Raw genomic sequence first — 14,287 nt, 5'->3', positions numbered from 1 at the left:
TCCGTCCGCCCGGCCACCGCACCCGGCGCCCCCATCCGGCGCGTTCCCTGTCCCACGCGCGAACGAGCGCGAGTACAAGAAAGGCAAGACGATGAGGTCTTCCGGATCTCCGAGAGCCGGCCGGCGCCGCACCGCGATACGCACCGCCGCCGCAGCGCTCTCCCTGGCCACCGCGGCCGTGCTGGCGGGCTGTGCCAGCGCCGACACCTCCACCGACTCGTCCTCCTCCTCCCCGGGATCGGCGTTCAAGCCGGTCGCGCAGAAGGACGGATCGAAGATCACGGTGTGGGCGGACTCCACCCGGCTGCCGTCGGTGCAGGCGTACCAGAAGTCGCACCCGGACGTGAAGATGGAGATCGTCACCTACGACGGCGGCGCCGACGGCTCCACCTATCTCCAGTCGAAGGTGCAGCTCTTCGACCGGACCGGCAGCGGCTGGCCCGATGTGGTGTTCGGCTCGCCCACCGACATGACGTGGGCGTCCGAGCCCACCAAGCCGGGCGCGCAGCCCTTCGCCGCGCCCCTGGACGACAAGCTCGTGCCCCGGAGCACACTGGACGGCTTCGCCAAGGGCTCCCTCGCGCCGTGCCAGTTCAACGGCCACACCTACTGCGTGCGCAACGACATCGCGCAGGTGGTGCTCTGGTACAACAAGTCACTCATGGACAAGTGGGGGTACGAGGTCCCCACCACCTGGGAGCAGTACGAGGCCCTGGGCAAGCGGATCGCCAAGGAGCACCCCGGCTATCTGGTCGGCTCGGTCGGTGACACCAACTCCCACGAGTCGTACTTCTGGTCCGGTCAGTGCCCGGCGTTCAGCCTGGTGAAGCCGGACACCCTGCGCAGCGATCTGAAGGACGAGAAGTGTGTCCGGATGGCGACGCTGCTGGACGAGCTGATCTCCGCCAAGGCCGTCACCACCAAGGGCTTCTTCAGCCAGGGCTTCGCCAAGGACAGCGGCGGCAAGGTCGCGATGGCGTACGGCCCGTCCTGGTACGGCCAGTACCTGTTCAAGACCGCCTTCAAGACCCCGGCCAAGCAGATAGCCGTGGCGTCCCCGCTGACCTGGGAGGGTGAGACCACGGTCAGCACCGGCAATGTCGGCGGCGGTGTGTGGATGGTGTCCTCGCACAGCGCCAATCTCAAGGCGTCCACGGATCTGGCCACCTGGCTGACCACCTCCGACGAGAACCAGGCCGCCGCGCCCACCTACCCCGCCTACACCAAGGCGGCCGAGGCGTGGCTGGCCAACCCGGTCAACAGCGACTACTTCGCCAACGATGTGAGCAAGCCGTTCCAGGAGGCCGCGGACGAGGTGTGGACCGGCTGGTCGAACACCAAGTTCTCGGACGCCACCGCCTGGTCCAGCATCGTCCTGCCCGCCCTGACCTCGGGCAAGAGCCTGGTCGAGACCCTGCCGGCCTGGCAGGGGGAGATCAGCAACCAGGCGAAGGCCGAGGGGTACCAGGTGGTCAACGAATGACACTGCTGGAGACCGAGCGCGTCGCCGTCTCCACCCTCCGCCGCGGCAGCGTGCCGCGGCGGAGGGGCCCCGGCCTCGCGGGCTACTTCTTCGTCGCGGGATACACGGTGCTGCTGCTCGCGTTCGGCGTCTTCCCGACCGGCTACTCGTTCTATCTGGCGCTCACCAACGACCAGGGACAGTTCACCGGGTTCAACCAGTTCGTGAAGGTCGCCCAGGACTACCGTTTCGTCCCGGCCTTCACCCATATGCTGATCTATCTGGTCATGTGGCTGGTCGTCCTCGTCGTGCTGGTCGTGCTCGTCGCGGTGATTCTGCGCAGCCGGGTGCGGCCGGGCACCTCGGCGCTCTTCCGCTTCCTCTACTACGTCCCCGGCGCCCTCGCCGGGGTCGCCAGCGTCCTGGTCTGGCTGTTCATGCTGGACCCGGACGTCAGCCCGGTGTCCTGGCTGCTCAACAGCATGGGCCTGCACAGCTTCGCGGCCGTGCTCGCGCCCGGCAATCTGCCGCTGATCCTGATGCTGATCGCCTTCTGGACCGGCGCCGGCGGCTGGATGGTCGTGATGTACGGGGCGCTGAACAACATCCCGGACGAGGTGCTGGAGGCCGCCCGGATGGACGGCGCGGGACCCTGGCGTACCGCCTGGCACATCCAGATCCCGATGATCCGGCAGTGGATCGTCTATATGACGATCATGGCCTTCGCCACCGGCACCCAGCTCTTCGTGGAGCCCCAGCTCCTCCAGACCGCGAGCCTCGGCCGGGTGAGCCCCACCTGGTCGCCCAACCAGCTCGCGTATGTCTACGCCTTCCAGCAGGGCGACTTCAACGGCTCCGCCGCCATCTCGGTCTTCCTGCTGGCACTGGGGCTGATCGCCGCGGGTCTGCTGGTCGCCCGGTCGAACCTGTTCACGTTGGACGAGAAATGACACAGACCGCTCTCCCCCCGGCTCCCCCTCCGGCCCCCGCCCCGGCCCGTCCCCCGTCGGCCACGGGCCGGCGTGTGCGCCCCTCCCGCGCCGTCTCCTTCCTGATCGTGGGCCTGCTGCTCGCCGTACTGCTGGTGTTCTTCGTACTGCCGGTGGTCTGGCTGCTGCTCGCGCCGTCGAAGACCGCGGGCGAGATCGTGCGCGACAACCCGCTGTCCTTCGGCTCGTTCGGGCAGATCGGCACCGCCTGGCGCCATCTGTTCGACTTCCAGGACGGCGCGATGGGCACCTGGCTGCGCAACTCGGCGGTCTACTCCGGCGGCTCGCTCATCCTGACGCTGGCGGTCAGCGTGCCGGCCGGCTACGCGCTGGCGCTGACGAAGTTCCGGGGCCGCAAGACACTGCTGACCATCACCCTGGTCACGATGATCATGCCGCAGGCCACCCTGGTGCTGCCGATCTTCCTGGAGCTCAACCGCTTCCATCTGATCGGCACCGTCTGGTCGGTGATCCTGCCCTTCTCCTTCTACCCGTTCGGCGTGTACCTGGTGTACATCTACTTCGGCAGCAGCCTGCCCAGGGATCTGCTCTCGGCCGCGCGGATCGACGGCTGCACGGAGTGGCAGCTCTTCTCCCGTATCGCGCTGCCGCTGGCGAAGCCGGTGATCGGGCTGGTCGCGTTCTTCAGCTTCGTGGCCAACTGGAACAACTTCTTCCTGCCCTATCTCGTCCTGCCGAACAGCTCGCAGTTCCCCGTCCAGGTGGGGCTGAACCAACTGCTGACCTCGACTCCGTCGTTCAACCCGGTGGCCGGTGCCGGACTGGACATCACCATCCCGGAGCTGTCCCTGGCGATCCTTGTCGCCATCCTGCCCGTTCTGGTGCTCTTCCTGTTCTCGCAGCGCACGCTGGTGTCCGGGATGCTCGCCGGGGCGACCAAGGAATGACCGAGCGATGAGCGCCATGCGTGTCGCCCTGTTCCCCACCTGCGTCAACGACGTCGTCCATCCGGCCACGGCGATCGCCACCGTCACCGTCCTCGAACGGATCGGTGTCCAGGTGGACTTCCCCTTCGAGCAGACCTGCTGCGGCCAGCCCCAGTACAACACCGGCTACCGCCGGGAGACCGAGCCGCTGGTGCGCCGGATGGCCGAGGCCTTCGACGGATACGACTACGTGGTCGCCCCCTCGGGCTCCTGTGTGGCCATGGTCCGCGACAACTATCCCCGGCTGGGAGCGCGCGCCGCCGCCGAGGGACGCGGCGACGCCCTCGCCGGTCAGGCGAGTTCGCTGGCCGGCCGGGTCTACGAGTTCACCGAGTTCCTGGTCGACGTGATGGGCGTGACCGATGTCGGCGCGTACTTCCCGTACACCGTCACCTACCACCCGTCCTGCCACGGACTGCGGACGCTGGGTCTGGGCGACCGGCCCCGGCGGCTGCTGGAGGCGGTCGAGGGCCTGGAGCTGGTGGAACTTCCCGGCGCGGAGGAGTGCTGCGGCTTCGGCGGCACCTTCGCGATCAAGAATCCCGATGTCTCGGCGGCCATGGGCGCCGACAAGATCCGGCACGCCGAGTCCACGGGCGCCCGCGTGCTGTGCGGCGCGGACAACTCCTGCCTGCTGCATCTGGACGGGATGCTGCGCCGCCGGGGCAGTGAGCTGCGTCCGCTGCACCTCGCCGACATACTCGCCTCCACCCGGACGGAACCCCTGCGATGACCGGAACCTATCTGGGGATGCCCGCCTTTCCCCGCGCGGCGGCCGAGGCCACCCGCGACACCCGGCTGCGGGCGAATCTGACCCGGGCCACCGGCACCATCCGCGCCAAGCGCGCGCAGGCCGTCGCCGAGCTCGACGACTGGGCCGAGCTGCGCGCCGCGGGCGCGGCGATCAAGGACCGTACGCTGCGCCATCTCGACCACTATCTGGAGCAGTTGGAGACGGCGGTCACCCGGGCGGGCGGGGTGGTGCACTGGGCACCCGACGCCGCCGAGGCCAACCGGATCGTGGCGGAGCTGGTGAAGGCCACCGGGGAGACCGAGGTCGTCAAGGTCAAGTCCATGGCCACCCAGGAGACCGGCCTCAACGAGGCCCTGGCCGCCGAGGGCATCACCGCCTACGAGACCGATCTCGCCGAACTGATCGTGCAGCTGGGCGACGACCGTCCCTCCCACATCCTGGTCCCCGCGATCCACAAGAACCGCGCCGAGATCAGGGACATCTTCCGCGAGACCATGGGCCGGTGGGGACGCCCGGCGCCCGAGGGGCTCACCGACGATCCCGCCGAGCTGGCGGAGGCGGCGCGGCTGCATCTGCGGGAGAAGTTCCTGACCGCCAAAGTGGCCGTCTCCGGCGGGAACTTCATGGTCGCGGAGACGGGCACGCTGGTGGTCGTGGAGTCCGAGGGCAACGGCCGGATGTGTCTGACCCTGCCCGAGACGCTGATCTCCGTCGTGGGGATCGAGAAGGTGGTGCCCACCTGGCGCGATCTGGAGGTCTTCCTCCAGACCCTGCCGCGCTCCTCCACCGCCGAGCGGATGAACCCGTACACCTCGATGTGGACCGGCACCACCGACGGCGACGGGCCGCGGGAATTCCATCTGGTCCTGCTCGACAACGGACGGACGGACACCCTGGCCGACACCGTCGGACGCCAGGCGCTGCGCTGTATCCGCTGCTCGGCGTGTCTCAACGTCTGCCCGGTGTACGAGCGGGCCGGCGGCCACGCGTACGGCTCGCCCTACCCCGGTCCCATCGGCGCCATCCTCACCCCGCAGCTCCGGGGCACCGGCACCGAACTGGACGCGTCCCTGCCCTACGCCTCCTCCCTGTGCGGCGCCTGCTACGAGGTCTGTCCCGTCGCCATCGACATCCCCGAGGTCCTCGTCCATCTCCGCGAGCGGGTGGCGGAACAGGGCGGGCCGGGGCACCGGCTGGAGAAGGCGGCCATACGCGCGGCGGGCTGGGTCCTCGACCGTCCCGCCGTACTCGCGGCGGCCGAGCGCGCCGCCTCCCGCACCCGGCGGCTGCATCCCCGGCGGCTGCCCGGACCCGGCGCCGGTGCCTGGAGCGGGTCCCGCGATCTGCCCCGGATGCCCACCGAGCCGTTCCGCGACTGGTGGCGCGCCAACCGCGCGGACCGCGCCGACGGTACGGACGACGTCAACCGTACGGAAGAGGAGCGGGCATGAGCAGCGGAGCGCCGACGGGACAAGGAGCGTCCCCGAGCGGCCGGGACCTGGTCTTCGGCCGTATCCGCGCGGCCCTGGGCGATGTCCCCCGCCAGGAGCGCCCGCAGGACGTCCCCGTCACCCGCGGCTACCGGACCGCGCACGCCCCGGACGATCCCGCCGGGCTGCTGGATCTGCTCCAGGACCGGCTCACCGAGTACCGGGCCACCGTGTACCGCTGCCGTCCCGCCGAACTGCCGGGGACGGTGGCCTCGGTGCTGGCCCGGCGGGGCGCGCGTACGGTGATCGTCCCCAGGGGACTGCCCCCGGAGTGGCTCGCCGAGGCCTCGGTCGGACATCTCACCGACACCCCGCCGCTCACCCCCCGGGCCTGCGAGGCGGCGGACAGTGTGGTGACCGGCTGCGCGGTCGCCGTCGCGGAGACGGGCACGATCGTGCTGGACGGCGGACCGGGCCAGGGCCGCCGCGCGCTGAGCCTGGTCCCGGACCATCACCTCTGTGTGGTGCGCGCTCCGGAGCAGCTCGTCGCCTCGGTGCCGGCCGCGGTGGCGAGGCTCGTACCGACCCGTCCGCTGACCTGGATCTCGGGCCCTTCCGCCACCAGTGACATCGAACTGGAACGGGTGGAAGGCGTGCACGGCCCACGGACGCTGGACGTCGTACTGGTCGAGGCCTGAGGCTTGCGCCCGGACCCGCCGGTCTTTCCGTCCGCCGGGAATCCCATCCACCGAGAACTGGAGCAGCCGTGGAATCCGAACCCGGTCCGATCACCTGGCCGCCGCCCGAGCTGGCCGTGGCGCCCGTACAGCTGCCACCGGCCGCTCCCGCCACCGGCGCCGACGGGGCGCGCCGCTACGACGGGCTGAGCTATGCCACCAACTCCGGCTACCGGCCGCGTCTGCTCGACCTGTCCGTACCGGCGGGGGCCGCACCCGTGCCCGTGGTGGTGTGGATCCACGGCGGCGCCTGGATGGAGGGCGACCGGCGCTACCCGCCGCCGACCGTGAGCGCGGATCTCCTCTTCGGCTCCCTGCTGCGCGCCGGACTGGCCGTCGCCACCATCGACTACCGCCATGCCCGCGAGGCCCCCTTCCCCGCCCAGCTCCACGACGTCAAGGCGGCCGTCCGCTATCTGCGCCACTACGCGGGGACGCTCGGGATCGACGCGACACGGATCGGCGTCTGGGGCGAGTCGGCGGGCGGCCATCTGGCGGCGCTGGCCGGACTGACCGGCGCGGCCGGCCCCGCGCTCGACGGTACGGAGGGGATCGCGGAGGGCGACACGAGCGTCGCGGCGGTCGTGGACTGGTACGGCGTCGCCGATCTGGAGTCGCTGCTGACGGAGTGGTCCGACCCCGGCAACCCCGCCGTCACCTTCCTGGGCGGCGCCCCGGCCGACCACCCGCGCCTGGCGGCGGCGGCCTCCCCCGTCACCTACGCGCACACACCGGCGCCGCCCTTCCTGCTGATCCACGGCACCGCCGACACCGTCGTCCCCTTCGCCCACAGCGAGCGCCTGGCCGGACTCCTGCGCGCCGCCGGCAACGACGCGGAAGTCGTCCCCGTCCCGGGCGCCGAACACATCTTCCTCAACGCCGACCCGGCCCCGCTCGTCGCCCGCAGCGTCGCCTTCCTGGTCCACCACCTGCGCCGACCGCGATGACAGGGAGTTGGGTCCTGGCCGCTTCTCACCGGCCCCCGGCCGCCCAGGACCACCAACGGCACGGGCGTGGCGCCGTGGCGCTCGAACTCGAACCGGTGGAACGGAAGCAGAACCGACTGGGTCTCCAGATGACGCGCCGAGGCCACGTCGGACCACGGCACCACATGCCGTACCCGGCACTGTTGGCCGAGAAAGCGGCACACTGCCACGGCTAACGATGCAGGGCGCTGATGGCGTGTTCGACGGTGGGCTGGAAGCTGAAGAGCTGGTCGAGGCCGACGATACGGAAGACACGCGTCAGGTCGGCGTTCAGCCCGACGAGGACCAACTGGGCGTCGGCCTGCCGGGCGCGGTTGTACGCGGCGACGAGCACGGTGATGCCCGTGGAGTCGCAGTAGGTGAGACCCGTCAGGTCGATCACCACGGGCGCGTCGGAGCCGAAAGGCGTCTCTTCGATGGCCTGGGTGAGTTCCTGGGCGGTGTGGTGGTCGAGTTCGCCGGTCACGGCCACCACGGTGGCACCCGCGGGGTGGAGTCGTCGGGTCGTGGTCAGAGTGCGGTCGGTCACCTGTTCTCCTGTGCGGGTGAGGGGGCGCTGCCCGGCGGGACGGAAAGGACCAGCAGAGCGGTGTCGTCGCTGACTCCGGTGCCCAGATCGGTGAAGAGGCCGTGCAGCGACGCGAGCAGGCCGTCGGCCCCCCGGGCCGCGTGGGCGGACACATGGTGCGCCAGTCCGTCCTCGCCGAGCATGGCGCCGCTCGCGGTACGGGCTTCGGTGAGCCCGTCGGTGTACAGCAGCAGCGCGTCGCCGGGGGCGAGCCGGGTGGCGGCCTGCACGAAATGAGGATCGGGCAGCAGTCCGATCAGCTGGCCACCAGTGGTGGAGATGGCCTCGACGGTGCCGTCCGCGCGCAAGGCCAGGGCCGGAGGGTGGCCGCCGCCGGCCAGGGTGACGGCGAACGATCCGTCGGACACCGCGTCGAGCACACCGAACACGGCGGTGCAGAACCGGGGAGTGCCGCCCTGGTGTTCCCCTTTGAGGACCGTGTCGAGGTTGGCCAGGGCGGTGCACGGGTCGGGGTCGTAGATGGCGGCGGCGCGCAGGGTGTAGCGGGTCAGGGAGGTCAGGGCCGCGGCGTCGGCACCCTTGCCGCACACGTCGCCGAGGAAGAACGCCCAGCGCCCGTCGTCGAGGGGGAACAGGTCGTAGAAGTCGCCGCCGACCTCGTCGACGGAGGCGGTGTGATAGGCGGCGGCCGCGTCGAGGCCGGGCACGGAGGGCAGGGCCGGGGGCAGCAGGGTGCGCTGCAGAGTACGGGCCAGGCGTTCGGCGTCGGTTCGCCGCTCGCGTTCGGCCGCCACGGTGCGCAGGGCGGACAGGCGCAGTTCCAGCTCGTCCATGACGAGCGCGGCCAGGTCCGCCAGCGCTTCGAGCTGGTTCCGGGTGGGGTGCCGGGGGCGGGTGTCGAGGACGTCGACGGTGCCCAGGCGGTAGCCGTCGGCGGTGGTGATCGGCGCCGCGGCGTAGAAGCGGACGGGCGGCTCGCTCCGGACGAGGGGGTGGGCGGCGACGCGCGGGTCGGTGAGGGTGTCGCTGACGACATAGGGCCCGGCGTCCAGGATGGCGGAGGCGCACAGGCCCGGATCGGGGCTGGTCCCGCCGATGTTCTTCAGGCCGTGGGCGGCCTTCAGCCACACCCGGTCACTGTCCACGATCGCCACGGTGGCCATGGGCGTGTCGAAGATACGGGCGGCCAGGGCAGCGATCTTGTCGAAGGCACCGCCGGGCGGGCTGTCCACGATCTGGTAGCGGCGCACCGCGGCGAGGCGCCGCTGCTCATCCGCCGCGGACCGTCCCGCGTCCGGGTGGAAGGCGTCCTGGGCCACCGTCATCGCTGCCTCCCCACCGCCGGCCGCCGTACCTGCCGACCGAGGCACGGCTGCCCTATTCTACGGATCGCGTCCACGAGCCCCCACGGGCGGCGCGAAGCTCTCCCCCGGTGCCCGGCCGCGCGGTCATGGCGCGTGCCGCAGGGGCGCACACTGGAAACGGCCCGCGGGGGGGCGGGACCGGCGTGAACGAAAGGGAGAGCAGTGACACGTTCCGAGGACGCCGGGTTCGAAGGCCCTCCCGAGGCAGGCGCGGCCGTGTTCACCGCCGATGAGGAGGTCGGCCGGGATCTGGCCCTGGTGGACTGGGCGGCCACCCCGCTCGGAGATCCGGCCGGCTGGCCGCAGAGCCTGCGGACAGCGGTGAGCATCCTGCTCTCGTCACGCTTCTCCATGTGGATGGCGTGGGGTGAGGACCTGACGTTCTTCTGCAACGCCGCCTACCGCCGCGACACCCTGGGCCGCAAGTACCCCTGGGCGCTGGGACGTCCCGCCAGGGAGGTGTGGGCCGAGATCTGGGACGACATCGGCCCCCGCATCGACACCGTCCTGACCACCGGCGAGGCGACCTGGGACGAGGCGCTGCTGCTCTTCCTGGAACGCTCCGGCTATACGGAGGAGAGTTATCACACATTCTCCTACAGTCCGCTGCGGGACGACGCGGGCCGTATCGTCGGCATGCTCTGTGTGGTCAGTGAGGAGACCGAGCGGGTCATCGGCGAGCGCCGGATGGCCACCCTGCGCGATCTCGGCTCCGACCCGAGCGTGGTGCGCACCGAGCAGGAGATGCTCGACTTCACCGGCCGCCAGCTGGAGCGGAACCCGCACGACCTGCCGTTCACGCTGACCTATCTCTTCGACGACGACGGCGGCGCCCGGCTCGCCGCCGCCACCGGGTTCGCGGCGGGCCATCCCGCCGCGCCGGAAATCCTCCCCGCCGCCGGGAGCGGATGGCCGACGGCCGCCGCCGCCGACGGCCGGTCCGTGGTGGTGGCGCTGGACGGCGGCCCGTTCCCGGACCTGCCGACCGGGGCGTGGCAGGAGGCACCCGCCCAGGCCCTGGTGGTGCCGCTGCTCCAGCAGGGCGGTACGCCGTACGGGTTCATGGTGGCTGGCCTGAACCGCTACCGGTCCCTGGCCGAGGGCTACCGCGGCTTCGTGGATCTGGTCGCCGGTCATGTCGCCACCGGGGTGGCCAGCGCCCGTAGTTACCAAGCACAGCAGCGCCGGGCGGAGGAACTGGCGGAGCTGGACCGTGCGAAGACGACGTTCTTCTCCAACATCAGCCATGAGTTCCGCACCCCCCTCACCCTGATCACGGGACCCGTTCAGGAACTGCGCGACCGGCTCGCCGACGCGGACCCGGAGGTGCGCGAGGAGCTGGAGGTCATCCACCGCAACGGGCTGCGGCTCGGCAAACTGGTCAACACGCTGCTGGACTTCTCCCGCCTTGAGGCCGGCCGTATGCAGGCGAGCTACGAACCGGTCGACCTGGCCGCGGTCACCGGCGAGCTGGCCAGTGTCTTCCGCTCCGCCATCGACAAGGCCGGTCTGGACTTCCACGTCGACTGCCCCCCGCTGCCCGAGCCCGTCCATGTCGACCGCGGCATGTGGGAAAAGGTAATCCTCAACCTCCTCAGCAACGCGCTGAAGTTCACCTTCGACGGCTCGGTCCGGGTCGGCGTGCGCGCCGTGGACGGGGTGGCGGAGGTGACGGTCGAGGACACCGGGATCGGCGTCGCGGCCGGGGAGATGGCCAGGCTGTTCGAACGGTTCCACCGCATCGAGAAGGCCCGCTCCCGCTCGAACGAGGGCAGCGGCATCGGCCTGGCCCTGGTGAAGGAGCTGATCGGCCTGCACGGCGGCACCATAACCGCCGTATCCACCGAGGGCCGGGGCACCCGCTTCACCATCCGACTGCCGTTCGGATCCGCGCATCTGCCCGCCGGCGCCGTCCTCCGGGAAGGCGGTACGGACGCGGCACCCATCACCGCCGATCCCTTCGTGCGGGAGGCCCTGCGGTGGCTGCCCGGAGAAGCGGCCCCCTCGGCGCCCGCGGAGATGGATGAACCGGGGCCCGGCGCGGGGAGCCCGGCCCGGGTGCTGGTCGCCGACGACAACGCCGATATGCGCGAGTACCTCACCCGTCTGCTGCGCGGCGCCGGCTACACGGTCAGCACGGTCCACGACGGGCAGGAGGCCCTGGAGTCCGTCCGTACCGAGGCTCCCGACCTGGTGGTCAGCGATGTCATGATGCCCCGTCTGGACGGCCTGGCCCTGGTCGAAGCGCTGCGGGGCGACCCGCGGACCGCCTCGGTGCCGGTGCTGCTGCTGTCCGCCCGAGCCGGACAGGAGGCATCCATCGAGGGCCTCCAGGCCGGCGCCGACGACTATCTGGTCAAACCGTTCGCCGCCGCCGAACTCCTCGCCCGCGCCAGGGCGAACATCCAGCTGGCGCGACTGCGCGGCCACCACGCCCGCTGGCGCACCGCGCTGGTCGACTCCCTCCAGGAGGCCTTCTTCGTCTGCGACGAGGACGGCACGGTCGTCGAGATCAACACGGCGTTCACCGACATCCTCGGCTACGGCCCCGAGGGCCTGCCGTACCCGCCCCTGCAACCGTGGTGGCCGGACGGCGACACCGATCCCGAGGCCCACCAGGAAGTACGGAGCGCCTTCGGCCGGCTGCTCGGCCGCCCTAAGGGCAGCTACACCGTCCCCCTCACCCACCGCGAGGGACACCGGATCTGGGTCAGCGCCACCTTCAACCAGGTCCAGGATCCCGACACCGGCCGCACGGTGATCGTCGGCACCTTCCGCGATGTGACGGCCGAGCACTACGCCATCCAGCGCGAAAGCGCCCTGGCCGCCCTGGGAACCTGTCTGTCCCGGGCGACCAGCCTGTCCGAGGCGCTGGACGGCGCGCTGCGTGAGCTGAAGAAGCTCTGGCACGCCCGGAGGGTCATGGCCGCGGTCTTCGACCACGGCGACGAACCCGCCATGACGGCCACCGACCCGGACCTGACCTGGCGGAATCTGCCCGAGAAGAGGCGCCGGACGCTCACCGGTCTGCGCCGGCACTCGGCGCTCACCCCGGTCGCCGACCCCCCGGGGGCCGGCATCCTCCTGAAGCACCCCGACGGCCCGCTCGTCCTGTGGATCGATCTGGGTGAGCCCCGGCCCTTCACCGGGGAGGACCAGCTGCTGCTGTCCCTGCTGGCCGGTCATCTCGCGCAGGGCCTGGCCCGCGCCCACCAGATCGACCAGCAGCGCGAGACCGCCCTCGCACTACAGCGCGCCATCCTCGGTCCCTCCCACCTGCCCGACGGCTTCGCCGTCCGCTACGAGCCAGCCACCCAGCCCCTGGAGGTCGGGGGCGACTGGTACGACACCATCTCCCTGCCCGACGGGCGTATCGGCATCGTCGTCGGCGACTGCGTCGGCCGCGGCCTGCAAGCCGCCACCGTCATGGGGCAATTGCGCAGCGCCTGCCGCGCCCTGCTGCTCCAGGACGCCCGCCCCGCCCAGATGCTGATGGCCCTGGACCGGTTCGCCGCCGGTGTCCCCGGCGCGGTCTGCACCACCGTCTTCTGCGGTGTCCTCGACGCCGGGACCGGACATCTGACCTACTCCAGCGCCGGCCATCCGCCCGGCATCCTCGTCCATCCGGACGGCACCACCCGCCTCCTGGAGGAGGGACGTTCACTGCCCCTGGCCGTCCGTCCCGGCACCGATCGCCCCGACGCCAGCTGCACCATCCGCGCCCGCTCCACCCTGCTGCTGTACACCGACGGCCTCGTCGAACGCCGTCGCCGTCCGCTCAGCGCGGGTATCGACCAAGCGGGCAAGGCACTCCAGGACGGCCGGAACACCGCCATCGACGACCTCGCCACCGATGTGATGGCCCGGCTGGCCCCCGCCGACGGATACGACGACGACGTCGCCCTGCTGCTGTACCGCCACCCCGCCCCGCTGGAGATGTCCTTCCCCGCCGAGTCCGCCCAGCTCGCCCCCGTCCGCAAGGCCCTGCGCGGCTGGCTCGACCAGTGCGACCTCCCCCCTCACACCGTGCAGAACGTCCTGGTCGCCGCCGGCGAAGCGTGCGCCAACGCCATCGAGCACGGCCACCGCGACGCCCCGGGCAACCCCGTCCACTTCCGAGCAGAGGCACTCGTCGACGACCTGCATCTGACCATCTCCGACACGGGCCGCTGGAAGACCCCCGAGCCCGAGCTCAACGCCCACCGCGGTCGGGGCATGAGCCTGATGCATGCCCTGATGCACGAGGTCACCGTCACCCCCGGCCCGTCCGGCACCACCGTCGACATGCACGCGAGGATCCCCTGATGACCACGCCCCTGACCCTCACCCCCGGCCGACGGCCCGACGGCACCGCCCTGCTGACCGCGGTCGGCGAGATCGACATGAGCAACACCGATGTCCTGGCCGCCGCCCTCGACAGCACGGCCGGCCCTCTCGTCCTCGATCTCACCGGTGTCGAGTACCTCGACAGCGCGGGACTCAGCGTGCTGTTCCCCCACGCCGACCGGATCGAGCTCATCGCCAACTCCCTGCTCGAACCCGTCCTGACCATCTCGGGCCTCGCCGGCCTCACCACCATCCACGATTCGTGACCTCCCGCAGGGGACCGGGCGCGGACGGAAAGGGCAGGGGCGTGGACCACACCCGTACGAGCGCCCAGGAAACGGCGTCCGGGGCCGCCCGAAAAGCCTTTCTTCTCACCGCGAACGCCGTCCTCAAACCTGGCGGCCCGTCACCGGATTCCCGGTGATCCCGCGGCCGGAAACAGGCGCGGACTTTATGTGATGCGAACGCATGGCGGGGGAACTTCAGGGCACACGGTCTCCTGGAGGTTGATAACTATGGTTCCCCTGCTACTCGTTCTTCTGCTCGCCCTGATCCTTTTCGGTGCGGGCTTCGCACTCAAGGCCCTGTGGTGGATCGCGGTCATTATTCTCGTCGTATGGGTACTCGGATTCGTGATTCGCCCTGCCGCCACCGGCGGCAAGCGAGGCCGCTGGTCGCCGTGGCCGCGATCGCCCTGCCGGGCACCGCCCACGCCGACACGGTCGTCACCACGAACCAGACCGGCACCAACAACGGTTACTAC

11 protein-coding genes and 1 pseudogene are annotated in these 14,287 nt (G+C 71.0%); 10 read left to right on the top strand and 2 right to left on the bottom strand.

Translation table 11 applies throughout. The features are described 5' to 3' along the window. The first annotated feature begins 91 nt into the window (after window positions 1-91). From ACWGDX_RS18630 to ACWGDX_RS18600, 7 genes are all read left to right on the top strand, one after another. A complete protein-coding gene (locus tag ACWGDX_RS18630; RefSeq protein WP_453626841.1) occupies window positions 92-1,483 on the top strand; it encodes an ABC transporter substrate-binding protein in 1,392 nt (463 codons plus the stop codon). Then, window positions 1,480-2,412 (top strand): carbohydrate ABC transporter permease, encoded by a 933-nt coding sequence (locus ACWGDX_RS18625; RefSeq protein WP_453626839.1) that lies wholly within the window; start codon window positions 1,480-1,482, stop codon window positions 2,410-2,412. Before ACWGDX_RS18630 ends, ACWGDX_RS18625 begins: the two co-directional genes overlap by 4 nt. Further along, entirely contained in the window at window positions 2,409-3,359 is a 951-nt protein-coding gene (locus ACWGDX_RS18620; RefSeq protein WP_453626837.1) for a carbohydrate ABC transporter permease, read from the top strand. Before ACWGDX_RS18625 ends, ACWGDX_RS18620 begins: the two co-directional genes overlap by 4 nt. A gap of 16 nt (window positions 3,360-3,375) precedes the next feature. Then, window positions 3,376-4,131, top strand: coding sequence for a (Fe-S)-binding protein (locus ACWGDX_RS18615; RefSeq protein ID WP_453626956.1), 756 nt, complete (start codon window positions 3,376-3,378; stop codon window positions 4,129-4,131). Further along, window positions 4,128-5,603, top strand: coding sequence for a lactate utilization protein B (locus ACWGDX_RS18610; RefSeq protein ID WP_453626835.1), 1,476 nt, complete (start codon window positions 4,128-4,130; stop codon window positions 5,601-5,603). The genes ACWGDX_RS18615 and ACWGDX_RS18610 overlap by 4 nt, the downstream gene beginning before the upstream one ends. After that, complete coding sequence (locus ACWGDX_RS18605) at window positions 5,600-6,280, top strand: LutC/YkgG family protein (protein WP_453626833.1); 681 nt, start codon at window positions 5,600-5,602, stop codon at window positions 6,278-6,280. Before ACWGDX_RS18610 ends, ACWGDX_RS18605 begins: the two co-directional genes overlap by 4 nt. A 68-nt stretch (window positions 6,281-6,348) precedes the next feature. Beyond that, window positions 6,349-7,266, top strand: a complete 918-nt coding sequence (locus ACWGDX_RS18600; protein ID WP_453626831.1) for an alpha/beta hydrolase fold domain-containing protein — start codon at window positions 6,349-6,351, stop codon at window positions 7,264-7,266. Window positions 7,267-7,477: 211 nt separating this feature from the next. On the opposite strand, the gene ACWGDX_RS18595 is transcribed toward ACWGDX_RS18600, so the two are convergent. Together ACWGDX_RS18595 and ACWGDX_RS18590 are read right to left on the bottom strand one after the other, a co-directional pair. Continuing rightward, on the bottom strand, window positions 7,478-7,834 hold the full coding sequence (locus ACWGDX_RS18595; protein WP_453626830.1) for an STAS domain-containing protein: 357 nt from the start codon (window positions 7,832-7,834) through the stop codon (window positions 7,478-7,480). Next, complete coding sequence (locus tag ACWGDX_RS18590; RefSeq protein ID WP_453626828.1) at window positions 7,831-9,159, bottom strand: PP2C family protein-serine/threonine phosphatase; 1,329 nt, start codon at window positions 9,157-9,159, stop codon at window positions 7,831-7,833. Before ACWGDX_RS18590 ends, ACWGDX_RS18595 begins: the two co-directional genes overlap by 4 nt. A gap of 201 nt (window positions 9,160-9,360) precedes the next feature. Here ACWGDX_RS18590 and ACWGDX_RS18585 point away from each other — a divergent pair, with 201 nt between their 5' ends. The 3 genes and pseudogenes from ACWGDX_RS18585 to ACWGDX_RS18575 form a co-directional block, all read left to right on the top strand. After that, window positions 9,361-13,503, top strand: coding sequence for a SpoIIE family protein phosphatase (locus tag ACWGDX_RS18585; RefSeq protein ID WP_453626826.1), 4,143 nt, complete (start codon window positions 9,361-9,363; stop codon window positions 13,501-13,503). Then, the gene (locus tag ACWGDX_RS18580) at window positions 13,503-13,790 is read left to right on the top strand and encodes an STAS domain-containing protein (RefSeq protein WP_453626824.1); all 288 of its coding nucleotides are present in this window, start codon (window positions 13,503-13,505) and stop codon (window positions 13,788-13,790) included. Before ACWGDX_RS18585 ends, ACWGDX_RS18580 begins: the two co-directional genes overlap by 1 nt. A 249-nt stretch (window positions 13,791-14,039) precedes the next feature. Further along, window positions 14,040-14,207: pseudogene (locus tag ACWGDX_RS18575) on the top strand (hydrophobic protein); the annotation flags it as partial. Between the last annotated feature and the right edge of the window lie 80 nt (window positions 14,208-14,287).

The organism is Streptomyces sp. NPDC055025 (assembly GCF_053608565.1).
The sequence above is the reverse complement of the archived record's forward strand: the minus strand, read 5'-3'. Positions and strand labels throughout refer to the sequence as shown.